Origin of the sequence: Nocardioides sp. SYSU D00065 (assembly GCF_017916425.1) — a bacterium.
In the GTDB taxonomy this organism is placed as follows: domain Bacteria; phylum Actinomycetota; class Actinomycetes; order Propionibacteriales; family Nocardioidaceae; genus Nocardioides.
Genome location: NZ_JAFMSX010000004.1, coordinates 299,064 through 320,970, shown reverse-complemented (window position 1 = coordinate 320,970; position 21,907 = coordinate 299,064). Strand labels below are relative to the sequence as shown.

Here is a 21,907-nt window from a genome sequence, read left to right as displayed (position 1 = left end):
GCCGGGTCACGGGTTCCGGACGCGGGTCCGACGCCCACGAATCTCCACCCCCGATCTCTGTAGGGTTCCTACAATTGCGTCCGGCCGGACTGGCGCCCGAGGATCAGCGCCAGCTGGAGGGCGAACGCCTCGCGTGGGCGCGTCGGCGACCAGCCGGTGACGTCGGCGATCTGGCGCAGGCGGTAACGCACGGTGTTGGGGTGCACGAAGAGCGCGCGGGCCGTGGCCTCGATGGACGAGCCGTGCTCGAACCAGGCGCCCAGCGTCTCCAGGTGGGTGCCGCGGGCGGCCAGCAGCGGCAGGTAGACCTCGTCGACCAGGTGCCGCCGCGCGTGACCGTCCCCGGCCAGGGCGCGCTCGGGGAGGAGGTCGCGGCTCGCCACCGGGCGGGGCGCGTCCGGCCACCCGCTCGCCGCCCGGTGGGCCGACAGCGCCGCTCGCGCGGACGCGTTGGCGTGGGCCAGGTCGGCGGTCACCGGGCCGACCACGACCGGGCCTGCGCCGAAGTGGTCCTGCAGTCGTGTGGCCGCCGCGAGCGGGTCGGTCACGCCGCCGAGCACGACCACCAGCCGGTCGCCCTGGATGGCGCAGAGGGCGTCCATGCCGCCGGCGCGCGCGGAGCGGCGTACGGACTCGAACACGTCGAGCTCGGCACGGTGGGGGGGCACGGCGCCCAGCACCACCGCGACGTCACCGTGGGCGCCCCAGCCGAGGGCGCTGGCGCGGGAGAGCACCGTCTCGTCGGCCTCGGCGCGCACCACTGCGTCGACGACCAGCGCCTCGAGGCGGGCGTCCCACGCGCCGCGGGACTCCGCAGCGCGCGCGTAGACCGCTGCGGTCGCGAAGGCGACCTCGCGGGCATAGAGCAGGACCGCGTCGTGCACCTCGCCGGCGTCCTCCGGATCGAGCAGCGCGTCGATGGTGGTCTCCACCACGCGGATGCTCAACCGGACCAGCTCCACGGTCTGCTGCAGGGAGATGACCCCGGTCAGCTCACGCGGGGCGGCGCCGAAGACCACCACGTCGAGGGGATCGTTCGACGAGGCCTCGACCTCGCGGTCGTACCAGTCGACGAACCCCCGGATGCCGGCCTGCACGATCAGGCCGACCCACGAGCGGTCCTCAGCGCTCAGGTCGTCGAACCAGGGCAGGTCCGACGACATCCGTCCCGTCGCGGCCGTGCTGAGCGCCCCGGCCGAGTTGCGCAGCGCCTCGGCTGCGCGACGTCGGGACGGTGGCATGGCCCTGACTGTAGTGCGACCGCGCGCGTAGTGGGATTCCCACCAACGCGTGGCGTCAGGCGTCGCCGCCCTCCTGCTTGATGTCACGGGTCGCGGTGGGGTCGTCGATCCGGTATCGCGCGGCCGCCTCCACGACCTTCTCCACCGGCATCTCGCCGGCGTCGGCCAGCGCCTGCAGCGCCTGGACGACCACGTTGACGGCGTCGATGTGGAAGAAGCGGCGAGCGGCCGGCCGGGTGTCGGCGAAGCCGAAGCCGTCGGCCCCGAGGACGCGGTAGTCGCCCGGCACCCAGCGCGCGATCTGCAGCGGGACGGCCCGCATGTAGTCGGACACCGCGACGACCGGCCCCTGCACGCCGGCCAGCTTGTCGCTGACGTAGGCGGTGCGGCGCTGCTCGCCCGGGTGCAGCAGGTTCCACTGCTCGGCGGCCGCCGCGTCGCGGGCCAGCTCGTTCCAGGAGGTGACCGACCACAGGTCGGACTGCACGCCCCAGTCCTCGGCGAGCATCCGCGCCGCGTCCTGGATCCACGGGAGGCCGACGCCCGAGGCCAGCAGCTGGACCCGGGGGCCCTCGCCCTCGGCGGTCGCGATCTTGTGGATGCCGCGCAGGATCCCGTCGACGTCGACGTCGGAGGGCTCCGCCGGCTGCGACACCGGCTCGTTGTAGACGGTCAGGTAGAAGATGACGTCCTCGCCCTGGCCCTCGGGCCCACCCGAGCCGTACATCCGCTCGAGACCGCTCTGCATGATGTGCGCGATCTCGTAGCCGAACGCCGGGTCGTAGTGCACCACCGCGGGGTTGGTGGCCGCGAGGAGCGGCGAGTGACCGTCGGCGTGCTGGAGGCCCTCGCCGGTGAGCGTGGTGCGGCCGGCCGTGGCGCCGATGAGGAAGCCGCGCGCGAGCTGGTCGGCCATCGCCCAGATGGAGTCGCCGGTGCGCTGGAAGCCGAACATCGAGTAGAAGATGTAGAACGGGATCATGTGCTCGCCGTGCGTGGCGTACGCCGAGCCGGCGGCGGTGGCCGACGCCATCGCGCCCGCCTCGGAGATGCCCTCGTGGAGCATCTGGCCCTGAGCGGACTCCTTGTAGGACAGGAGCATCTTGCGGTCGACCGACTCGTACTGCTGGCCGGCGGGGTTGTAGACCTTGGCGCTCGGGAACATCGAGTCCATGCCGAAGGTGCGGTATTCATCAGGCGCGATCGGGACGACGCGGTCGCCGATCTCGGGGTCCTTCATCCAGTCGCGCAGGAGGCGGACCACGGCCATCGTCGTGGCGAACTTGTTCTTGCCGGAGCCCTGCTTGAGCTCGGCGTAGAGCTCGTCGCCGGGCAGCTTGAGCGCCGTGGCGCGGTTGATGCGGCGCGGGATCGAGCCGCCGAGGGCCCTGCGGCGCTCGAGCATGTACTCGATCTCGGGCGCGTCGGCGCCGGGGTGGTAGAACGGCGCGCCGCCGGTCTTCTCGTAGGACTCCTCGAGGTCACGGTCGCTGATCGGGAGGTAGAGCCGGTCGCGGAACTTCTTGAGGTCCGGGAGGGTCAGCTTCTTCATCTGGTGCGTGGCGTTCTTGCCCTCGAGGGCGTCGATCGTCCAGCCCTTGATGGTGTGGGCCAGGATCACCGTCGGCTGGCCGGTGTGCTTGGTGGCGGCGTCGAACGCGGCGTACACCTTGCGGTAGTCGTGGCCGCCGCGGGGCAGCTTCTCGATCTGCGCGTCGGACATGTGCTCGACCATCTTGCGCAGCCGCGGGTCGCCACCGAAGAAGTGCTCACGGACGTAGGCGCCGTCCTCGGTGGAGTAGGTCTGGAACTGGCCGTCGGGCGTGGAGTTCATCTGGTTGACCAGCACGCCGTCGACGTCGCGGGCCAGCAGGGCGTCCCACTCGCGACCCCAAACGACCTTGATGACGTTCCAGCCGGCGCCGCGGAAGTTGGCCTCGAGCTCCTGGATGATCTTGCCGTTGCCGGTGACCGGGCCGTCGAGCTGCTGGAGGTTGCAGTTGATGACCCAGGTGAGGTTGTCGAGCTCCTCGCGGGCGGCGACGCGGATCGCGCCGAGCGACTCGGGCTCGGCCATCTCGCCGTCACCCATGAACGCCCACACGCGCTGCTGGCCGGTGTCCTTGATGCCGCGGTTGTCGAGGTAGCGGTTGAACCGGGCCTGGTAGATCGAGCCGATGGCCGTGAGGCCCATCGACACCGTCGGGAACTCCCAGAAGTCGGGCATCAGGCGCGGGTGCGGGTACGACGGGAGGCCGGCGCCCTTGCCGTGCTGGACCTCCTGGCGGAAGCGGTAGAGCTGGTCCTCGCCGAGACGGCCCTCGAGGAACGCGCGGGCGTAGACGCCCGGGGAGCCGTGGCCCTGGATGTAGATCTGGTCGCCGCCCCCCTCGTGGTCCTTGCCGCGGAAGAAGTGGTTGAAGCCGACCTCGTAGAGGCTGGCCGAGGACTGGTAGGTGGCGATGTGGCCGCCGACCTCGAGGCCCTTGCGGTTCGCCGAGGACACCATCACCGCGGCGTTCCAGCGGATGAACGCGCGGATGCGGCGCTCGACCTCCTCGTCGCCGGGGAACCACGGCTCGCGCTCGGGCGGGATCGTGTTGATGTAGTCGGTCGAGCGCAGGGCCGGGACGCCGACCTGCTTCTCGCGAGCGCGCTCGAGCAGGCGCAGCATCACGTAGCGGGCCCGGTCGCGACCCCGGTCGTCGAGCATCGCGTCGAAGGACGCGAGCCACTCCTGGGTCTCGTCGGGGTCGATGTCGGGCAGCTGGGTGGGGAGTCCCTCGTGGATCACAGAGGCGATGGGCTGGCCCTTGCCGGTGATGGAGCTGGACTTCTCGGCGTCACTCACCCGCTCATCGTGTCACGCGTCCGCCCGCCACGAAATCTACCCACCAGTAAAGCGCACCAGCCGCCCGAACGGCGTCCTCCCGCCCGCCGGGGCGGGGCGGGGTTGCGGCTGCTGCCGTCTTTCGGGTGGACTATGCGTGACCAGCCCTACCCCTTGGACATTGGAGGCACTGCGTGAGCTCGACGGTGGGCGACTCTGCCCCGGCGACAGGCATAGGGGACCGGCTGGGGCTCAAGCCCGGCATGGTCGTCCAGGAACTCGGCTGGGACAACGACACCGATGACGAGCTCCGCGTCGCGGTGGAGGACTGCATCGATGCCGACATGGTCGACGGCGACTACGGCAACGTGGTCGACGCGGTCGTGCTCTGGTGGCGCGCCGACGACGGCGACCTCGTCGACGGGCTCGTCGACGCCCTCACCGACCTGGTGGGCGGCGGCTCGATCTGGCTGCTGACGCCCAAGGTGGGCCGCTCGGGCACGGTCGACCCGGCGGACATCGCCGAGGCCGCGCCGATCGCGGGCCTGTCCCAGACCACCACCGCCGCTGTGAGCAAGGACTGGCAGGCCACCCGCCTGGTCGCGCCGAAGACCCCCGCGTGACCCACCGCACCCTGACGGGCGTGCTGTCGGGGTGTGCTGCGACCGTGGGCGTGCTGGGTCGCGCCGGGGTGATCCGGCCCTACGGACCGCGCACCCTCGCGCGGATCGGCCGGGTGGTGCTGCGCTGGGGGACCGGCCCGGCCGGCGGCTTCGCGACGCTCGCGGCCCGCTCGCCGCACCGGGTGGGGCTCGTCGACGAGCTCGGCGAGCTGACCTGGGACGAGCTGCACCGCCGGTCCAACGCGCTGGCCCGCGCCCTCGCCGAGCGCGGCGTGCGAGAGGGCGACACGGTGGCGGTGATGTGCCGCAACCACCGCGGCTTCGTCGATGCCACGATCGCCGTCGCCAAGCTAGGGGCCGACCTCCTCTACCTCAACACCTCCTTCGCCGGCCCGCAGCTGCGCGACGTCCTGGAGCGGGAGGCGCCGAGCATGGTGGTCCACGACGAGGAGTTCACCGCCCTGCTCGCCGACGCCCCGGTCGGGCGCCGGGTCCTGGCCTGGACCGACGGCGACAGCGGCGGCGCGGAGACGCTCGAGCAGCTGCTGTCGGCGTACGACGAGGGCGACCTGCAGCCGCCCACGCGCCACGCCCGGGTCGTCATCCTCACCTCCGGCACGACCGGGACCCCCAAGGGTGCGCCGCGCAAGGAGGCCGGCATCCCGGCCGCCGTCTCCCTGCTCTCGCGGATGCCGCTGAAGGCCGGATGGCGCACGCACATCGCGGCCCCGCTGTTCCACACCTGGGGCTTCGCCCACCTCGCGCTCGCCATGCTGCTGGGGTCGACCGTCGTGCTGCGGCGCTCGTTCGACCCGGCCGCCGCGCTGCGGACCGTGCAGGAGCAGCGCTGCCAGTCGATGGTCGTCATCCCGGTGATGCTGCAGCGCATCCTGGCCCTCGACGCCGAGCAGCTCCGCGCCGTCGACCTGGGGCGCGTCGAGGTGGTCGCGTCGTCCGGCTCGGCCCTGCCGGCCACGCTCGCGCAGGCGTGGATGGACCGCTTCGGCGACAACCTCTACAACATCTACGGCTCGACCGAGGTGGCCTACGCCTCGATCGCGACGCCGGCGGACCTGCGCGCCGACCCGACGTCGGCGGGGAGGCCACCGCACGGCACGGTGGTGCGGATCCTCGACGACGCGGGACGCGAGGTGCCGCGGGGGGAGACCGGCCGGATCTTCGTGGGCAACGGGCTGCTCTTCGAGGGCTACACCCACGGCGGGTCCAAGGAGGTCGTCGACGGCCTGATGTCGTCGGGCGACCTCGGTTGGTTCGACGCCGACGGCCGGCTGCACGTGGCAGGTCGCGACGACGACATGATCGTCTCCGGCGGTGAGAACGTCTTCCCCCAAGAGGTGGAGGACTGCCTGGTCGCCCACGAGCGGGTGCGGGAGGTCGCTGCGGTCGGAGTCGTCGACGACGACTATGGTCAGCGCCTGCGTGCCTTCGTGGTGCGCAGCGGCGACGTCTCGGCGGACGAGCTGCGCGACCACGTCCGGGCCAACCTGGCCCGGTTCAAGGTGCCGCGGGAGATCGTGTTCGTCGACGAGCTGCCGCGCAACGCCACCGGCAAGGTCCTCAGGCGAGAGCTCGCCCAGCAGGACCAGGCACGGTGGGAGGACCAGGACGGCGAGGAGTGAGACGTGGGCTGCGACGGGCTGTGCATCGGCGACGAGGCACCTGACTTCACGCTGCGCGACCAGTTCGGGCAGGACGTGCGGCTCAGCGACTTCCGCGGGCGCAAGGCGGTGGCGCTGATGTTCTTCCCGTTCGCGTTCACCGGCGTCTGCACCGGCGAGCTGTCGGGGGTGCGCGACCGCCTCGACGAGTTCCTCACCTTCGACACCGAGGTGCTGGCCATCTCGTGCGACTCGGTGTACGCCCTGCGCACGTTCGCGGAGACCGAGGGGCTCAACTTCCCGATGCTGTCGGACTACTGGCCCCACGGCGAGGTGTCGTCGGCCTACGAGGTGTTCGACCCGGTCAAGGGCGCGCCGCGCCGGTCGTCGTACGTCGTGGACCGCGAGGGTCGGCTGCGGTGGGCGGTGCACAACGCGAACCCCGACGGACGCGACCTCGACGAGCACCTCCGCGAGCTCCACGCAGCGGTGGTCTAGACATCTCGTTGCCAATTTCTGGTTTCCCGAGACGCCGTTGGCGACTGGTGTAATCTTCTTCTTGTTGAGCCGCTGGTGACCCGAGACGCCAGCGGCTCAACTCATTTCCTCCCGCGTGGCCCGGGCAGGCCGAGCAGTCCCGTAGTCTGTGCGGCGCGCGTCGGTAGCTCAGCGGTAGAGCACTCGGTTTACACCCGAGCGGTCGGCGGTTCGAAACCGTCCCGACGCACCACGTCCGCCCTCGTGCCCACGGCATGAGAGCCCTCTCATCGGCGCCTCACGGACGGCTCACGCCGCGTCGCCAGGGTTGCTCCTGCAACCGGGCCACTCGGCCCCCGACGAGAGGAACCACCATGCGCAAGCTTCTTCCCACCACCTTGCTGGGAGTCGCCGGACTGACCGCCGTCGGCCTCATCGGCATGTCGTCGCCGACCATCGCCTCGGCCGCCGACGAGGCGGCCAAGCGCGAGGACGACGCTCCGGCGCTGGTGCTCGTCGCCGACGATGACGACGACGACACCAACGACGACGACGGCGACGACGAGACCCGCACGCGCACCGGGGCGAGCCGCAACACCAACGACAACACCGCGAGCAACGCCACCGACGTGAGCCGGGACCGCGACCGGAGCCGCGCGGACAAGACCCGCGACTGGACCCGTGACGGCGGCGACCGCACCCGCGACCGGTCGGCGCACCAGACCAACGACCGCAGCCGCAACGACACCCGCGGGTGACGGTCGACCTGGGAGGAGCGGACATGGGTACGCGTGACGACGGCTGGCCCCTGGCCGAGGGCGACCTGCTCGCGCCGGGACTCAGCGCGCTGCGCCGCCTCGGCGGAGGGTCCGCGTACGAGGCGTGGCTGTGCTTCGACGAGGTGACGTGGTCCGCGGTCGTCGTCAAGGTGCTGCGCCCCTCCCAGGTCGGGGACGAGCACGCCCGGCGCGGCCTGCGCCGGGAGGTGCTCGCCCTCGCGACCGTCAACCACCCCGTCGTGGTCCGGGGACTGCGCGACGGCCAGGACGGCGACCGTCCCCACGTCGTGCTGGAGCACGTCGACGGGCCGCGGCTCTCCAGCCTGGTCCGCCGCTACGGGCGGCTGCAGGAGCAGCAGTACCTCCCCCTCGCCATCGACGTTGCCTCCGCGCTGCACTACTTCCGCCACATCGGCTGGACTCACCTGGACATCAAGCCCAGCAACGTGATCATGGGCGCCCCGGCGCGGCTCATCGACCTCTCGGTCGCCCGCTCCGTGGAGGACGCCGCCCGGCTGCGCCACCCCATCGGCACGGACGCCTACATGGCCCCTGAGCAGTGCGACCCGGGCGAGCAGGTGCCCTCGCACGCCTCCGACGTGTGGGGACTGGGCGCCACGCTGTTCCACGCCGTCGCCGGCGTGCGGCCCTTCGCCCACGGCGACCCCGACGCGGACGACGTACGCCTGCGGTTCCCGCAGCTGGTCGACGACCCCGCCCCGCTGCCCGACGACGTGCCGAGCGAGGTGGCGGCGGTCGTGGCGGCCTGCCTGCGCCGGGATCCTGCGGACCGGCCGCTGCCCCACGAGGTAGCCGAGGCGCTCGAGCCGGTGCTGGCAGGGCTGCCGCGCGGCTCGCTCGCGGGGTTCCGGATCAGGGGTTGAGCCGGTAGCCCACGCCGCGCACGGTCGAGATCGCCGCCCCGCCGAGCTTCTTGCGGAGGTAGCCGACGTAGACGTCGACGACGTTGGAGCCGGGGTCGAAGTCGTAGCCCCACACCAGGTCGAGCAGCTGCTCGCGGGTGAGGACCTGACCGGGGTTGAGCAGGAAGATCTCGGCGAGCGCGAACTCGCGCGCCGACAGCTCCGACTCGCCGTGCGGGGCGGTGATGCGGCGGGTGCGCCGATCCAGGCGCAGCCCGCCGACCACGAGCTCGTCGCCGCCTGCGGGCGCCTCAGCGGGCGCCAGCGACCTGAGCCGCAGCCGGATCCGCGCCATCAGCTCCGCGAAGCGGAAGGGCTTGGCCATGTAGTCGTCGGCCCCGCTGTCGAGCGCGGCCACCGTGTCGGTGACCGAGTCCCGTGCGGTCAGCACGATGACCGGGATCCGGCTGCCCTGGGAGCGGAGCTGGTCGAGCACCTCGAAGCCGTCCATGCCGGGCAGGCCGATGTCGAGCACCACGAGGTCGTAGCGACCGGACATGGCCTCGTCGAGGCCGCTGTGGCCGTCGGCCGCGACGGTGGGCTGGTGCCCCTCGGCGCGCAGCCCCTTGGCCACGAACGAGGCGATGCGCTGCTCGTCCTCCACGATCAGGATCTGGGCCATGGCGTCTCCTCGGTCATGCGGTCGTCTCCCCGGCCCGTCGGTCGGGAATGGTGATCTCCACGCGGGCGCCGTGGGGCTCCGCGTCGGTGATGCGTACGTCGCCGCCGTGGGCGTCGGCGATCGCGCTGACGATGCTGAGGCCGAGCCCGAACCCGTCGTCGCCCGGGCGGACCTGGCCGCGGCCGAAGCGCTCCAGCACCGCCTCCCGATCGTCCGGGGGGATGCCGTCGCCCACGTCGCGCACCCACAGCCTGACCCGGCCGTCGCCGCGCGCCGAGCCGATGGCGACGACCGTTCCGGGATCGGTGTGCTTCACGGCGTTGTCGGCGAGCTGGAGCAGCGCCTGGGTGACCCGCTGCTCGTCCAGCACGGCCGTGCCGTCGGCCGTCGCGTCGAGCTCCCAGTCGCGGTCGCCGAGCGCCCGGGCCTTGGCCAGCACCGACTGGGTCAGCGCGTCGAGGTCGACCTCGTCGAGGACCAGGAAGTCGGGCCGCCTGCTCTTGGCGAGCAGGATCAGGTCGCCGACCAGGCGCGACATCCGGTCGACCTCGTCGAGGAGCAGCTCGCGGGTCTCGGCCAGCTCGGCCGGGTCGTCGCCGTGGTCGAGCAGCTCGAGGTGTCCGCGCAGCACGGTGAGCGGTGTCTTGAGCTCGTGGCCGGCGTCGTCCAGGAACTGCCGCTGGGCCGCGAAGCCGCCGTCGAGACGCTCCAGCATGCCGTTGATGGTGCGGGTGAGCGCGGTGATGTCGTCGTTGCCTTGCTCGGGGATGCGTCGCGAGAGGTCGGTGGCGGTGATCTCGCGGGCGGTCTCCTCCAGGGTGCGCAGCGGCGCGAGCAGGCGGCCGGACTGGAACGCCGCGACGGTGGTGATCAGGCCGAGCGACAGCAGGGCCACGATCGTGTAGGTCCGTAGCGTGCGGTCGAGCTCGTCGTGCTCGTCGGCGAGGAAGTTGACGATCACCAGCGCCCCGTTGCCCAGCGTGCCGACGACCGGCACGACGCTGACCCACGTCTCGCCGAACGCGGGGGAGTCGATCACCCGGGTGCCGCCGGTGTCCGCGAGGTCGCTGACGGCTGCGCGGAAGGCAGGCTCGTCGAGGACCTCCTGGCCGTAGCGGTTGCGCGTGCGCTCAGGTACCTCGCCCTTCACGTAGCCCACGAGCATCTCGTCGTCGTCGGGCACGTTGCGGGTGAGGAAGACGTGCAGCAGGCTGCCCACGTCGTCGAACGGGCGACCCGTGTTGGGGTCGCGCTTGAGGTTCCTGAACTCGGCGATCTCCTGGTCGATCTGCGCGTTGACCGCGCGCTCGATCCGCGCCGACTCGAGCGTGTAGACGAGCACTCCCGCGCCGGCCATGGCCAGGGCCGTCAGCAGGGCGATGAGCACCGCGATACGGGTGCGGACCGAGACCTGCGCGAACCGCCGGGTGGCGCGCTCAGTCGTCCCCGCCCTCGTCGTCACCGGCGTCGTCGTCCCCGCCGTCGTCGGTCTCGTCATCCTCAGGCCCGTCGTCCTCCCACTCGTCGTCGTCATCCTCCCCGACCGGCGTGGGCTGCGGGGTCACGACCCGGGCCTCGTCGTCCTGGTCCTGTGCCTGCCCCTGATCCGGGTCCGGGCTCGGGTCCCGGCTCGGCTCCGGACCCGGGTCCTCGCGCGACGCGTCGTCGCCGCCGTCCGGGGCGGTCGGGCGGGGGCTCGAGGAGGGCTGGGACGGCGACGGGCCGGGGGAGGAGGGGTCGCTGCGGCCCGGGCTGCGACTGGGAGCATCGTCTCGCTCGCGGTCGACGTCGGCTCCGGCGCCCGGTCCGGCGGGCCCGGCCGGGCTGTCCGGCGCGTCCCGGAGGATCACCGGACTGTGGTCGCCGGGCTCCGGCCCGCCCGGCGAGGCGAGCGACGCAGTGACGTACGCCGTGACCGGAACGACGAACACCAGCAGCAGCACCGCCTTGGTCACCTGTCCCATGCGCGACAGCGTCGCTGCCGATCGTGGCGCCCGCATGAGACGCACGTGAGAACACCCTCATGCTCCGCTCACCGAGCGTGGCGTGCCGCTCGTCGCTCGGCGGGCGCGACGCCTCGCCGGGCGACGTGACGCATGCCACAGTGGGCGCATGATCGTCCCGTTCAGCGTCAACGACTTTCTCGAGCGTGCCGCCGCCGTCTACGGCTCCCGGGTCGGCGTCGTCGACGAGCCCGACCAGCCGGCCGCGTCCCTCGGCTCCCTCAGCTACGCGGAGACGTACGACCTCGCGCGCCGGCAGGCGGCGAGGCTGGACGAGCTCGGCATCGGGGTCGGCGAACGGGTCGCGATCGTCAGCCACAACTCGGCGCGCCTGCTGACGTCCTTCTTCGGCGTGAGCGGCTCGGGTCGGGTCCTCGTGCCGATCAACTTCCGTCTGCGGCCCGACGAGATCTCCTACATCGTGTCGCACTCCGGGGCGCGCGTGCTCTTCGTGGATCCCGAGCTGGTCGAGGCGCTGAAGGGCGTCGACGTCGAGCACACCTTCGTGCTCGGGGAGGACGAGTCGATGTACGCCGCTCCCGGCAGCGCGCCGCGCGTGTGGGAGCCCGACGAGAACGCCACGGCGACCATCAACTACACCTCCGGCACCACCGCGCGGCCCAAGGGGGTGCAGCTCACCCACCGCAACCTCTGGACCAACGCGGTCACGTTCGGCCTGCACGCCGGCGTGAGCGACCGCGACGTCTACCTCCACACGCTGCCGATGTTCCACGCCAACGGCTGGGGGATGCCGTTCGCCGTGGCCGGCATGGGCGTGCCCCAGATCGTGCTGCGCAAGGTCGACGGCGCCGAGATCCTGCGGCGGGTCGAGCGGCACGGGGTGACGCTGATGTGCGCCGCCCCGGCTGTCGCGGCGGCGGTGCTGGACGCCGCCCAGGACTGGGAGGGCGAGATCCCCGGCCGGGACCGGGTGCGGATCGTGATGGCCGGCGCGCCACCGCCGACGCGGACCGTCGTCCGGGTCGAGGAGGAGCTCGGGTGGGAGTTCATGCAGATCTACGGGCTCACCGAGACCTCGCCGCTGCTGACCGTCAACCGCTCGCGCGCCGAGTGGGACGACCTGCCCGCCGAGGAGCGTGCTGCCAAGCTGGTGCGCGCCGGCGCGCCGGCGATCGGCGTACGGCTGCGCACCGACGACCAGGGCGAGGTGCTGGCGCGTTCCAACGTCGTCCTCGACGGCTACTGGGAGCGGCCCGACGAGACGGAGAAGGCACTGGTCGACGGCTGGTTCCACACCGGGGACGGGGGCGTCGTCGGCGACGACGGCTACCTCACGATCAGCGACCGCAAGAAGGACGTGATCATCACCGGCGGGGAGAACGTCTCCTCGATCGAGGTCGAGGACGTGCTGTTCTCCCACCCGGCGGTGGCCGAGGTGGCGGTGATCGGGGTGCCGAGCGAGAAGTGGGGGGAGACCATCAAGGCGCTCGTCGTGCTGGCCGAGGGGGCGAGCGCCGACGAGGCCGAGCTGATCGCGTGGTGCAAGGAGCGCGCGGCCGGCTACAAGGCCCCCACGTCGGTGGAGTTCCGCGACTCGCTCGCCCGCACCGCGACCGGCAAGCTGCAGAAGTTCAAGCTGCGCCAGCCCTACTGGGAGGGGCAGGAGCGGCAGGTCAACTGACCCGCGGCCCATCCTCGATACTGGCGCCATGCCGACCCTCGCCGACGTCGTCGCCCTGCTGCACGACTGGTACCCACCCCGCACCGCCGACTCCTGGGACGCGGTGGGGCTGGTGGCCGGCGACCCGGCCGCCGAGGCCTCCCGCGTCATGTTCGCCGTCGACCCGACCGTCGAGGTCGCGCGCGAGGCTGTGGAGTGGGGAGCGGACCTGCTCGTCGTGCACCACCCGTTGTTCCTGACCCCGGTGAGCTCCGTGGCCGCGACCACGCCCAAGGGACGCACGTTGCACACGCTGACGGCCGGAGGCTGCGCGCTGCTGACCGCGCACACCAACGCCGACCAGGCCGCCTCCGGCGTGTCGGAGTCGCTGGCGCTGGCGCTCGGTCTGACCGACCTCGCGCCGATCAGGCCGACGCCGGCCCAGCCGCTGGACAAGATCGTCGTCTTCGCCCCGGAGTCCGCGGCCGACGCCGTCCGCACCGCGCTCACCGACGCAGGCGCGGGACGACTCGGCGACTACGACTCGTGCACCTACTCGATGGCGGGGCAGGGCCGGTTCCGGCCGCTCGACGGCGCCTCGCCGGCCATCGGACGCGTCGGCGAGCTCGAGGTCGTCGACGAGGCCCGGATCGAGGCCGTGGTGCCGCGCGGTCGGCGTACGGCGGTGGTGCGGGCGCTGCTCGACGCCCACCCCTACGAGGAACCGGCCTTCGACGTCCTGCCGCTCGCCGACCCCGGCGTGTCCGCCACGGGCACCGGCCGCATCGGCACGGTGGAGGAGACGACGCTGGCAGCGTTCGCGGCACGGGTGGCGTCGAGCCTGCCGCCGACCGCGCACGGCGTACGGGTCGCCGGGGACCCACAGCGGCCGGTGCGTCGCGTCGCGGTCTGCGGCGGGGCGGGCGACTTCCTGCTCGACGAGCTGGCGCACAGCGACGTCGACGTCTACGTCACCAGCGACCTGCGGCACCACCGGGCGGGGGAGTTCCTCGAGCACGGGGGCCCGGCCCTGGTCGACGTCGCGCACTGGTCGGCGGAGTGGACGTGGTTGCCGGTGGTGGAGGCTCGGCTGCGCGCGGCCACGGGCGATAGGGTCGAGACCCGGGTCAGCACGCGGTGCACCGACCCGTGGACGTTCCGTCCCTGAACCCACGCCCGTTCGCAGAAGCAGGAGGGCCGTTGAAGGCCGATCCCACCCACCAGCTGCAGCTCCTCCGGGTCGCCGAGCTCGACTCGCGCGCCGCCCAGCTGCGGCACCAGCGATCGCACCTGCCGGAGCTGGCCGAGATCAGCGCGCTCGAGGCGGAGCGCACGGCGCTCACCGACCAGGTGCGCGACGCGCGGATCGTCGTCGACGACCTGACGGTGGAGCAGGCGCGAGCCGACCGGGAGGTCGAGCAGGTCAAGGCGCGGCGCGAGCGCGACCGGACCCGCATGGACACCGGCCAGGTGACCAACCCCAAGGACCTCGAACGGATGCAGCACGAGCTGGTCTCCCTCGAGCGGCGCATCGCCACGCTGGAGGACGCCGAGCTCGAGGTGATGGAGAAGCTCGAGGAGGCCCAGCAGGTGCTCGACGGCCTGGGCATCCGCGCCGAGGACCTCGACGCCCGGCTGGCCGAGCTCGTGGCGGCCCGCGACGAGAAGCAGGCCGAGATCGACGCCGAGCTGGCCCGGGTGGCCGGCGACCGCGGACCGGCCATCGAGTCGATGCCGCAGGACCTGATGGCCCTCTACGAGCGGCTGCGCGAGCAGAAGGGTGTCGGGGCGGCGCTGCTGCGCGCGCGCCAGTGCGGCGGCTGCCACATGAGCCTCGACGCGTCCGAGCTCTCGCGGATCCGCTCCGCGCCGGCCGACGAGGTGGTCAGGTGCGAGGAGTGCCAGCGCATCCTCGTGCGCACCGACGAGTCGGGACTCTGAGAGCGCGACCCCGATGCGCATCGACTCCGAGCTGATGGCGGCTCGCGGTCGTACGTCGCTGCGCACGCGCGTCGCGCGGCTGCGGGCCAAGGGCTGGGTCATCGGCCAGTGCGCCGTCGCCGCCGGCGTGGCGTGGTGGCTCGCCGCCGACGTCCTCGGGCACCGGCTGCCGTTCTTCGCGCCCATCGCGGCGGTCGTCTCCCTCGGGATGTCCTACGGCCAGCGCCAGCGCCGGGTCGCCGAAGTGACCGTCGGCGTGGCGCTGGGCGTCCTGCTCGGGGACGTGACCACCCACCTGATCGGCTCCGGAGGCCTCCAGATCGCCTTCATCGTGGCGGCGGGCATGTCGATCGCCCTGCTGCTCGACGCCGGGCAGCTGCTCCTCATCCAGGCGGCCGTCCAGGGCATCGTCGTGGCGGCGCTGGCGCCGGCGCCGGGCGACGCGTTCCTGCGCTGGACCGACGCCCTCGTCGGCGGCGCGGTCGCCCTCGCGGCGGCGACGGTCGTGCCCCGCGCGCCGCTGCGGCGCCCGCGCGACCAGGCCGCGGTCGTCGTTCGCACGATCGCCGACCTGCTGCGCTCGTCTGCGGACCGGCTCGGGGACGGCGACGTGGAGCGCGCCCTGGCGGTGCTGCGCGACGCGCGATCCACCGACGTGCTGATCGCGGAGCTGCGCGCCGCCTCCTCCGAGGGCCTCTCGGTGGTCAGCTCCTCTCCCTTCCGCAGACGGCACGGCGAGCACCAGCGCCGCCTCGCCGACCTCGTGGAGCCGCTCGACGTCGCGCTGCGCAACACCCGCGTGGTGGTGCGCCGGGTGGCGGTGGCCTGCTACCGCCGCGAGCCCGTGCCGGCGTCGTACGCCTCCCTGATGCGCGACCTGGCCGGGCTCGCCGACCGGGTCGCCGACGAGCTCGTGGCCGACCGGATGGCGACAGCCGTCATCGACGACCTGGTCGCGCTCGGCCGGGCCACCGCGACCGTCGAGCACAGCGAGGAGCTCTCCGCCGAGGTGATCCTGGCCCAGGTGCGCTCGATCATCGCCGACCTGCTCGCCCTGTGCGGCATGGACCCGCTCGAGGCGACCGACGTGATCCCGCTGCGCTGAGCGGGCTCGGGCGGGTCAGACCTCGCTGACGACCACGTCGAGCTGGGTGCCGCGCGGGGTCGCAGCGCCCACCTCGACGGTCCAGCCCAGGCGCGTGAGGGTGTCGGCGAGCGCCGTCGGCGTGCGGGGGTCGGCGCCGTCCTCGAGCAGCGCGCGGACGATGCGTCCCTTGGTGGCCTTGTTGAAGTGGCTCACTACGGTGCGCCGGCCGCCGGACTCGTGGAGCACGCGCACGGTCGCCACCCGGCGGCCGAGGTCCGGTGTGGGCCGCCAGAAGGCGGCGTACGTGCTCGAGCGGAGGTCGACGAGCAGTCCGTTGCGCATCGCGTCGGTGATCGCGTCGCCGAGGACCTCGCGCCAGGCGCCGGCGACCGAGCCCACCTCGGGCAGGACGGCGTCGCCGGAGAGGCGGTAGGCGGGGATGCGGTCACCGGGACGCACGATCCCGAACAGCGCGCTGGTGACGGCCAGGCGCGTGGTCGCGCGGCGGCGCGCCGCGGCCGAGAGCGTCCGCGGGTCGAGCGCGTCGTAGAGCACGCCGGTGTAGATCGCGTCCGCGCGGGCGGTCGGCGCGCCCGCCAGCGCCGCATTGCGCTGCACGAGCTCGCGCTGCGCCGGGCCGAGGCCGAGGACGGCGGCGGCCTTGTCGGGATCGTCCCGGCACAGGGTGGTGAGCGCCTCGAGCAGCGCCGCGCGCGTCGGGGTCAGGGTCGGCGACGACAGCGAGGGGAGGTCGAGGGACTTGCCGCGGCGGGGGGCGGTCTTGCCCTCGCTGGGCGGCAGCAGGATCAGCACGCCGGCAAGCGTAGGGAGCGCCTCCGCGTCCCGCCCGGCTAGGGTCGGGACATGCCGAGCAACCGCGTGGTCAGCGTCCGCACGAGTGCCGACAGCGTCCCGGGCCGGGCGTTGCGCGAGGGGATCGCGAAGATCCAGGCCGAGCTGGAGGTCACCGCGGAGTTCCCCGCGGCCGTCGAGGAGGCGGCGCGAGCCGCGGCCGCCGCGCCACGGCTGCCGGACCTGGACCGCACCGACATCCCGTTCGTGACGATCGACCCCGAGTCCTCGATGGACCTCGACCAGGCGGTGCACATCCAGCGCGACGCCGACCGCACCGGGGGCTACGTCGTCCACTACGCGATCGCCGACGTGGCGGCGTTCGTCTCCGCCGGCGACCCGGTCGACGTGGAGGCCAACCGCCGTGGCGAGACGCTCTACGGCGCTGACTCCAAGATCCCGCTGCACCCCAAGGTGCTGAGCGAGGACGCCGCGTCGCTGCTGCCCGACCAGGTGCGACCCGCGCTGCTGTGGACCATCCGCGTCGACGAGACCGGGGAGGGCACCGACGTCGTCGTCGAGCGCGCGCTGGTCCGCTCGCGCGCCAAGCTGTCGTACGCCGGCGTGCAGGCCGACCTCGACGCCGGCACGGCCGACGAGATGTTCCTGCTGCTCAAGGAGCTGGGGCAGCTGCGACTGCAACGCGAGGCCGCCCGCGGTGGTGTCTCCCTGCCGCTGCCGGAGCAGGAGCTGGTCGAGGAGGACGGGCGGTGGCGCCTGGAGTTCCGCGAGCTGCTGCCGGTGGAGGAGTGGAACGCCCAGGTCTCCCTCCTCACCGGGATGGGCGCCGCCTCCCTGATGGTCTACGCCCGCACCGGCATCTTGCGGATCCTGCCCCAGGCCGACCCGCGAGACGTGCAGCGCTTGCACCGCACCGCGCGGGCGCTGGGCATCGACTGGCCGGCCGAGCAGCTCTACCCCGACTTCATCCGCTCGCTCGACCCCTCGAAGCCCGCGCACGCCGCCATGGTCGTCGCCTGCACCCGACTGCTGCGCGGCTCCGGCTACGTGTCGTTCCACGGCGAGCTGCCCGAGTATGCCCAGCACTCGGCGCTCGCCTCGGAGTACGCCCACGTCACCGCGCCGCTGCGCCGGCTCGTCGACCGCTACGCCCTCGAGATCTGCGTGGCTCTGTGCGCGGGCACCGACGTGCCGGACTGGGTCATCCAGGGCATGCACCGGCTGCCCGACACCATGCGTGAGTCGAGCCGGCGCGCCAACCAGTACGAGAACGCCGTGCTGGACCTGTGTGAGGCGATGCTGCTCGAGGACCGGGTCGGCGAGACGTTCACCGGCGTCGTGGTCGAGATCGACGAGAAGGACGGGTCCCGGGGCGACGTCACCGTGCAGGATCCCGCCGTCGAGGCCCGGGTGGCGGCCGACGGCGACCTGCCGCTCGGCGAGGAGGTCGCGGTCGAGCTGGTGCAGGCCGACCCGGGCTCGCGCGCGGTGTCCTTCCGCCTGGCGTGAGGCGTACGGCGCGGCTGCGCGCCGGGGCCGCCCACGGCCGTTCCGCGGACGGTCCCGGCACACAGCGTCGGCCCACCTGACAGCCGGCTCGTCAGGGAGCCGGCGAGCTCAGTGGTGCGAGCTGTAGATGCGCGGCTTCATGACCCGGACCCAGCCGGCGAACGCCTCGCGGGTCGGCGGGGTCGTCGCCGGGTCGGCGCCCTCGGGGACCGAGAAGACGACGAACTGGGCGAAGGCCTTGCCCCGCCACAGCCGTTCCCAGGCGTCCGGGTGGGTCTCCGAGCCCGTGGTGGCGCGCGAGACGGTGTAGTGGAAGGTGTGGTAGGTGCCGTCGCAGGTCGGCACCACACCCTCTGGCGTCTCGTACCAGGCGCGGGAGACGTCGGACGGCGGGTACGGGCGCTCGGCGGTGGGCTCGTAGGACCGGACGCCCGGCCCTTGCTTCAACGAGGCCCACAGGTGGACGCCCACGCCTTCGCACTTGTACCGGACGCTGACGACGGCCTCGTCGGGCCGGTGCGCCTTGACGTGCGCCTTGTCCCCGAACCACGCGATGCCGGCGGTCTGCTCCAGCGGCTCAGGCAGGTCGTGGGCCGAGGCCGTGGACGTGCCCACGCCCAGCATGGCGGTGGCGATGGCCGCGACGGAGGCCGCAGCGAGTCCCTTCTTCACAGTTCCTCCTCAGGACGAGAGGCCGAGATCCCCTCACGGGTGACGGACGCGACCGACGTTTCCACCCGCCTCCGGGGCGCACATCACCGATTGTCGGGATGACGGCGCGCGTGCGGGGGGAGGCGAGGCGGGCTGCGGGGGAGTGGGTCGGCCTGTAGGCCGGGTTCTGTCCCGCAACAGCGGGGGCGACCATCCATCTGCGACGACCGTTGCCGGCCGCCTGGTGCGATCTACCCGGATGCTCGGGCGGGCCGCCCTCGGACGCATCCTGTCTGATCTTGCTCCGGGTGGGGTTTGCCTAGCTGCGCCAGTCGCCTGGCGCACTGGTGGTCTCTTGCACCACCGTTTCACCCTTACCGCCCGACGCCGGAGCGCCGGGAGGCGGTCTGTTCTCTGTGGCACTGATCCCGCGGGTTGCCCCGGGTGGCTGTTGGCCACCACCCTGCCCTGTGGAGCCCGGACCTTCCTCGACCCACCACCCGGAGGTGGCGGACCGCGGCCGCCCGGCCGACCCACTCGCGCAGGAGTCTAGGGGTGGGTCAGCACCTCGGCGCCATCGTCGGTGACCAGCAGGGTGTGCTCGAACTGCGCCGAGCGGCGCCGGTCCCGCGTGACGACGGTCCAGCCGTCGTCCCACATGTCGTAGTCGGGGGTGCCGAGGTTGAGCATCGGCTCGATGGTGAAGGTCATCCCCACGCGGATCTCGTCGTCGTAACGGGGGTCGTCGTAGTGGGGGATGATCAGCCCCGAGTGGAACGCGGTGCCGATGCCGTGACCGGTGAAGTCGCGGACCACGCCGTAGCCGAACCGCCGCGCGTAGGCCTCGATCACGCGACCGATGACGTTGACCCGCCGACCCGGCTTGACCGCCCTGATGGCCCGGTCGAGAGCCTCCCGGGTGCGCTCGACGAGCAGCCGTGACTCCTCGTCGACGTCGCCCGCGAGGAAGGTGGCGTTCGTGTCGCCGTGGACGCCGCCGATGTAGGCGGTGATGTCGATGTTGACGATGTCGCCGTCCTCGACGACGCGCGAGTCGGGGATGCCGTGGCAGATGACCTCGTTGACGCTGGAGCACAGCGACTTGGGAAAGCCCCGGTAGCCGAGCGTGGAGGGGTACGCGCCGTGGTCGCACAGGAACTCGTGCCCGATGCGGTCGAGCTCGTCGGTGGTCACACCCGGCACCACGTGGGAGCCCACCAGGTCGCGTGCCTGGGCGGCGAGGCGGCCGGCGACCCGCATGCGCTCGATGGTCTCGGCGTCCTTGACCTCCTCGCCGGTGAAGCGCTGCGGTGCGGGCCGGTCGACGTACTCGGGGCGGGCGATCTGCGGGGGCACGGCCCGACGCGGCGAGATGACGGCTGGGGCTACGGCGGGCACGAGCGCGAGTGTAGTTTCGGCCCATGAGCGAGGACGAATACTGGTTCTGCCTGAAGCACCACACGGTCGAGGGGCGCGACGGGTGCAAGAACGCTGACCGCCTCGGTCCCTACCCCTCCGCGGCAGCGGCCTCCCGAGCGCTGGAGACGGTGCAGGAGCGCAACGAGGAGTGGGACAACGACCCGGCGTGGAACGACGACGATCCCGACTCCAGCGACGGCCCGGTCGACGGCACCCGGAGCAGCTGACTGCAGCCGGAGCGGCTGAGCACGCCCCGGGGCGTCAGAAGGTGTGCTCGGGACCGGGGAAGGTGCCGCCCCGTACGTCGTCGGCGTAGGCACGGGCGGCCTCGAGCAGCACCCCGTGCACGTCGGCGTACTGCTTGACGAACCGCGCCATCTTGCCGGTACGCAGCCCGAAGGCGTCCTGCCAGACCAGCACCTGCCCGTCGCAGCCGGGGCCGGCGCCGATGCCGATGGTGGGGATCTCGAGCTCCTTGCTGACCTGCTCGGCGACGTCGCCGGGCACCATCTCCATCACGACGGCGAACGCGCCGGCGTCCTGCATGGCTCGCGCGTCGCGCAGGATGCGCTCGGCCGTCTCGCCGCGACCCTGGACGCGGTAGCCGCCGAGGGCGTGCTCGCTCTGCGGGGTGAAGCCGATGTGCGCCATCACGGGGATGCCGTTGGTCGCGAGCTTCTCCACCTGCGGCGCCACCTCGATGCCGCCCTCGAGCTTGACCGCGTGCGCCTCGGCCTCCTTCATGAACCGCACGGCGGTGTGGAACGCCTGCTCGGGGGAGGCCTGGTAGCTGCCGAACGGCAGGTCGGCCAGCACGAGGCCACGCCGCACGCTGCGCGCGACGGCCCGGGCGAGCGGGATGAGCTCGTCGACCGTGACCGGCAGCGTGGTGTCGTAGCCGAGCACGTTGTTCGCTGCCGAGTCGCCGATGAACAAGATGTCGATGCCGGCCTCGTCGAACACCGCCGCGGTGTGCATGTCGTAGACGGTCAGCATGGTGATCTTCTCGCCGCGCTGCTTCATCTCCCGCAGGTGGTGGGTGCGCACCCGCCGGACCGGCTGGGAGGCGGCTGCGGCCGGACCGGCGCCGTAGGGGGCGGTCTCTTCGCTCTGTGCGGACATGGCTCGCTCCTCGTCATCTCGCGGCTCCCTCGTGGAGTCCACGGACCACTCGTCAGGCTAGTCGTGCCTCACTGGTAGGGCGCTGTGGTGGCGCTCACACGCCGCTGATCTCGCGAGGCTCGTCGTTCTCCACCCGCTCGAGGTCGTCACCGTCGTAGTCGGCGCAGCTCGATGTCACCGACACCGTCCAGGCGCGGCGACCGCGGGCGGGGGTGGGCTGGACGTCGACGGTGGTGTCGTCGCGCTCGACGGTCACGTGCCCCTCGACCTGGGTCGCGTCCGCCCAGCCGGCGTCGACCAGGGCGCTGCGCACCTGCTCGAGCTGCGCCGCCGTCTCTCCGGCCGCGGCCTCGACGGTGGCGAAGGCCTCGTAGCGCCAGCTGATGGCCATGCAGCTCTGCCACTGACCGTGCGCCTGCACCGCCGTGGCCCCGAGGGCCTCGGCGACGAGCGGGATCGCCTGCTGCGCGCGCTCGGTCGTGGCGGCGCGTACGGCGTCGACCGGATCGGGGCCGGCGTCGGCGCCTCCCGTCGACCCACCGCTGTCCGCGCACGCGGACAGCACGGTCGCCAGGACGGCCGGGAGGACGAGGAGCATCAGGGCGCTGCGCACGCGACCCACGGTAG

At 72.6% G+C, this 21,907-nt stretch carries 21 protein-coding genes, 1 tRNA gene and 1 other RNA gene; 12 read left to right on the top strand and 11 right to left on the bottom strand.

What is annotated here, in order from left to right:
• Nucleotides 1-68 precede the first annotated feature (68 nt).
• Both J3P41_RS17050 and aceE read right to left on the bottom strand, forming a co-directional pair.
• Nucleotides 69-1,241 (bottom strand): CdaR family transcriptional regulator, encoded by a 1,173-nt coding sequence (locus J3P41_RS17050; RefSeq protein WP_210651724.1) that lies wholly within the window; start codon nt 1,239-1,241, stop codon nt 69-71.
• A 55-nt stretch (nt 1,242-1,296) separates the two neighbouring features.
• Nucleotides 1,297-4,092: a pyruvate dehydrogenase (acetyl-transferring), homodimeric type gene (gene aceE / locus J3P41_RS17045; protein ID WP_307862048.1), complete on the bottom strand. Its 2,796-nt coding sequence runs from the start codon at nt 4,090-4,092 to the stop codon at nt 1,297-1,299.
• Between the two features lie 173 nt (nt 4,093-4,265).
• Here aceE and J3P41_RS17040 point away from each other — a divergent pair, with 173 nt between their 5' ends.
• The 6 genes from J3P41_RS17040 to J3P41_RS17015 all read left to right on the top strand — a co-directional run bounded on the left by J3P41_RS17040 (nt 4,266) and on the right by J3P41_RS17015 (nt 8,453).
• Nucleotides 4,266-4,694: a DUF3052 domain-containing protein gene (locus tag J3P41_RS17040; protein ID WP_210651723.1), complete on the top strand. Its 429-nt coding sequence runs from the start codon at nt 4,266-4,268 to the stop codon at nt 4,692-4,694.
• Nucleotides 4,691-6,334 (top strand): AMP-binding protein, encoded by a 1,644-nt coding sequence (locus J3P41_RS17035; RefSeq protein WP_307862047.1) that lies wholly within the window; start codon nt 4,691-4,693, stop codon nt 6,332-6,334. Before J3P41_RS17040 ends, J3P41_RS17035 begins: the two co-directional genes overlap by 4 nt.
• Nucleotides 6,335-6,337: 3 nt before the next feature.
• Nucleotides 6,338-6,811, top strand: a complete 474-nt coding sequence (locus J3P41_RS17030; protein WP_210651722.1) for a peroxiredoxin — start codon at nt 6,338-6,340, stop codon at nt 6,809-6,811.
• A gap of 157 nt (nt 6,812-6,968) precedes the next feature.
• Nucleotides 6,969-7,043, top strand: a tRNA-Val gene (locus tag J3P41_RS17025).
• Between the two features lie 121 nt (nt 7,044-7,164).
• Nucleotides 7,165-7,548, top strand: a complete 384-nt coding sequence (locus tag J3P41_RS17020) for a hypothetical protein (RefSeq protein WP_210651721.1) — start codon at nt 7,165-7,167, stop codon at nt 7,546-7,548.
• A gap of 23 nt (nt 7,549-7,571) precedes the next feature.
• On the top strand, nt 7,572-8,453 hold the full coding sequence (locus tag J3P41_RS17015; protein WP_210651720.1) for a serine/threonine-protein kinase: 882 nt from the start codon (nt 7,572-7,574) through the stop codon (nt 8,451-8,453).
• Here J3P41_RS17015 and J3P41_RS17010 read toward each other — a convergent pair.
• The 3 genes from J3P41_RS17010 to J3P41_RS17000 are packed head-to-tail and all read right to left on the bottom strand — an operon-like array spanning nt 8,443 to nt 11,078.
• On the bottom strand, nt 8,443-9,114 hold the full coding sequence (locus J3P41_RS17010; protein WP_210651719.1) for a response regulator transcription factor: 672 nt from the start codon (nt 9,112-9,114) through the stop codon (nt 8,443-8,445). The two genes, J3P41_RS17015 and J3P41_RS17010, sit on opposite strands and share 11 nt — an antisense overlap.
• Before the next feature lie 13 nt (nt 9,115-9,127).
• On the bottom strand, nt 9,128-10,612 hold the full coding sequence (locus tag J3P41_RS17005) for an ATP-binding protein (protein ID WP_210651718.1): 1,485 nt from the start codon (nt 10,610-10,612) through the stop codon (nt 9,128-9,130).
• Nucleotides 10,551-11,078 carry a hypothetical protein gene (locus J3P41_RS17000; protein WP_210651716.1) on the bottom strand — a complete coding sequence of 176 codons (528 nt, stop codon included), beginning with the start codon at nt 11,076-11,078 and terminating at the stop codon, nt 10,551-10,553. The genes J3P41_RS17005 and J3P41_RS17000 overlap by 62 nt, the downstream gene beginning before the upstream one ends.
• Before the next feature lie 148 nt (nt 11,079-11,226).
• Here J3P41_RS17000 and J3P41_RS16995 point away from each other — a divergent pair, with 148 nt between their 5' ends.
• Genes J3P41_RS16995 through J3P41_RS16980 form a run of 4 tightly spaced genes read left to right on the top strand, consistent with a single transcriptional unit; the run spans nt 11,227 to nt 15,784 of the window.
• Nucleotides 11,227-12,759: an AMP-binding protein gene (locus tag J3P41_RS16995; RefSeq protein WP_210651715.1), complete on the top strand. Its 1,533-nt coding sequence runs from the start codon at nt 11,227-11,229 to the stop codon at nt 12,757-12,759.
• A 28-nt stretch (nt 12,760-12,787) separates the two neighbouring features.
• The gene (locus J3P41_RS16990) at nt 12,788-13,906 is read left to right on the top strand and encodes a Nif3-like dinuclear metal center hexameric protein (RefSeq protein ID WP_210651714.1); all 1,119 of its coding nucleotides are present in this window, start codon (nt 12,788-12,790) and stop codon (nt 13,904-13,906) included.
• 32 nt (nt 13,907-13,938) lie between these two features.
• Entirely contained in the window at nt 13,939-14,679 is a 741-nt protein-coding gene (locus J3P41_RS16985; RefSeq protein WP_210651713.1) for a zinc ribbon domain-containing protein, read from the top strand.
• A gap of 13 nt (nt 14,680-14,692) precedes the next feature.
• The gene (locus J3P41_RS16980) at nt 14,693-15,784 is read left to right on the top strand and encodes an aromatic acid exporter family protein (RefSeq protein ID WP_210651712.1); all 1,092 of its coding nucleotides are present in this window, start codon (nt 14,693-14,695) and stop codon (nt 15,782-15,784) included.
• 15 nt (nt 15,785-15,799) lie between these two features.
• On the opposite strand, the gene yaaA is transcribed toward J3P41_RS16980, so the two are convergent.
• Entirely contained in the window at nt 15,800-16,579 is a 780-nt protein-coding gene (yaaA, locus tag J3P41_RS16975) for a peroxide stress protein YaaA (protein WP_210651711.1), read from the bottom strand.
• Nucleotides 16,580-16,630: 51 nt separating this feature from the next.
• Here yaaA and J3P41_RS16970 point away from each other — a divergent pair, with 51 nt between their 5' ends.
• Nucleotides 16,631-18,088 carry an RNB domain-containing ribonuclease gene (locus tag J3P41_RS16970; RefSeq protein WP_210651710.1) on the top strand — a complete coding sequence of 486 codons (1,458 nt, stop codon included), beginning with the start codon at nt 16,631-16,633 and terminating at the stop codon, nt 18,086-18,088.
• A gap of 108 nt (nt 18,089-18,196) precedes the next feature.
• Here the strand turns inward: J3P41_RS16970 and J3P41_RS16965 are convergent, their stop codons facing one another.
• From J3P41_RS16965 to map, 3 genes are all read right to left on the bottom strand, one after another.
• On the bottom strand, nt 18,197-18,760 hold the full coding sequence (locus J3P41_RS16965; protein ID WP_210651708.1) for a hypothetical protein: 564 nt from the start codon (nt 18,758-18,760) through the stop codon (nt 18,197-18,199).
• A 139-nt stretch (nt 18,761-18,899) separates the two neighbouring features.
• Nucleotides 18,900-19,275, bottom strand: an RNA gene (gene rnpB / locus J3P41_RS16960) — RNase P RNA component class A.
• Between the two features lie 13 nt (nt 19,276-19,288).
• A complete protein-coding gene (map, locus tag J3P41_RS16955; RefSeq protein ID WP_210651707.1) occupies nt 19,289-20,137 on the bottom strand; it encodes a type I methionyl aminopeptidase in 849 nt (282 codons plus the stop codon).
• Nucleotides 20,138-20,160: 23 nt separating this feature from the next.
• Between map and J3P41_RS16950 the strand changes: the two genes are divergently transcribed.
• Nucleotides 20,161-20,385: a hypothetical protein gene (locus tag J3P41_RS16950; RefSeq protein ID WP_210651706.1), complete on the top strand. Its 225-nt coding sequence runs from the start codon at nt 20,161-20,163 to the stop codon at nt 20,383-20,385.
• 34 nt (nt 20,386-20,419) lie between these two features.
• Here J3P41_RS16950 and panB read toward each other — a convergent pair whose 3' ends face one another.
• Together panB and J3P41_RS16940 are read right to left on the bottom strand one after the other, a co-directional pair.
• Nucleotides 20,420-21,280, bottom strand: a complete 861-nt coding sequence (panB, locus tag J3P41_RS16945) for a 3-methyl-2-oxobutanoate hydroxymethyltransferase (protein WP_210651705.1) — start codon at nt 21,278-21,280, stop codon at nt 20,420-20,422.
• 94 nt (nt 21,281-21,374) lie between these two features.
• The gene (locus J3P41_RS16940) at nt 21,375-21,893 is read right to left on the bottom strand and encodes a hypothetical protein (RefSeq protein WP_210651704.1); all 519 of its coding nucleotides are present in this window, start codon (nt 21,891-21,893) and stop codon (nt 21,375-21,377) included.
• Nucleotides 21,894-21,907 lie beyond the last annotated feature (14 nt).

Bases quoted from the DNA above. Each gene is read 5' to 3' on its own strand.
- J3P41_RS17050 (WP_210651724.1), bottom strand. From the start codon at position 1,241: ATGCCACCGTCCCGACGTCGCGCAGCCGAGGCGCTGCGCAACTCGGCC.
- J3P41_RS17020 (WP_210651721.1), top strand. From the start codon at position 7,165: ATGCGCAAGCTTCTTCCCACCACCTTGCTGGGAGTCGCCGGACTGACC.
- J3P41_RS17015 (WP_210651720.1), top strand. From the start codon at position 7,572: ATGGGTACGCGTGACGACGGCTGGCCCCTGGCCGAGGGCGACCTGCTC.
- J3P41_RS17010 (WP_210651719.1), bottom strand. From the start codon at position 9,114: ATGGCCCAGATCCTGATCGTGGAGGACGAGCAGCGCATCGCCTCGTTC.
- J3P41_RS17005 (WP_210651718.1), bottom strand. From the start codon at position 10,612: ATGACGAGACCGACGACGGCGGGGACGACGACGCCGGTGACGACGAGG.
- J3P41_RS17000 (WP_210651716.1), bottom strand. From the start codon at position 11,078: ATGGGACAGGTGACCAAGGCGGTGCTGCTGCTGGTGTTCGTCGTTCCG.
- J3P41_RS16995 (WP_210651715.1), top strand. From the start codon at position 11,227: ATGATCGTCCCGTTCAGCGTCAACGACTTTCTCGAGCGTGCCGCCGCC.
- J3P41_RS16990 (WP_210651714.1), top strand. From the start codon at position 12,788: ATGCCGACCCTCGCCGACGTCGTCGCCCTGCTGCACGACTGGTACCCA.
- J3P41_RS16980 (WP_210651712.1), top strand. From the start codon at position 14,693: ATGCGCATCGACTCCGAGCTGATGGCGGCTCGCGGTCGTACGTCGCTG.
- J3P41_RS16970 (WP_210651710.1), top strand. From the start codon at position 16,631: ATGCCGAGCAACCGCGTGGTCAGCGTCCGCACGAGTGCCGACAGCGTC.
- J3P41_RS16950 (WP_210651706.1), top strand. From the start codon at position 20,161: ATGAGCGAGGACGAATACTGGTTCTGCCTGAAGCACCACACGGTCGAG.
- panB (WP_210651705.1), bottom strand. From the start codon at position 21,280: ATGTCCGCACAGAGCGAAGAGACCGCCCCCTACGGCGCCGGTCCGGCC.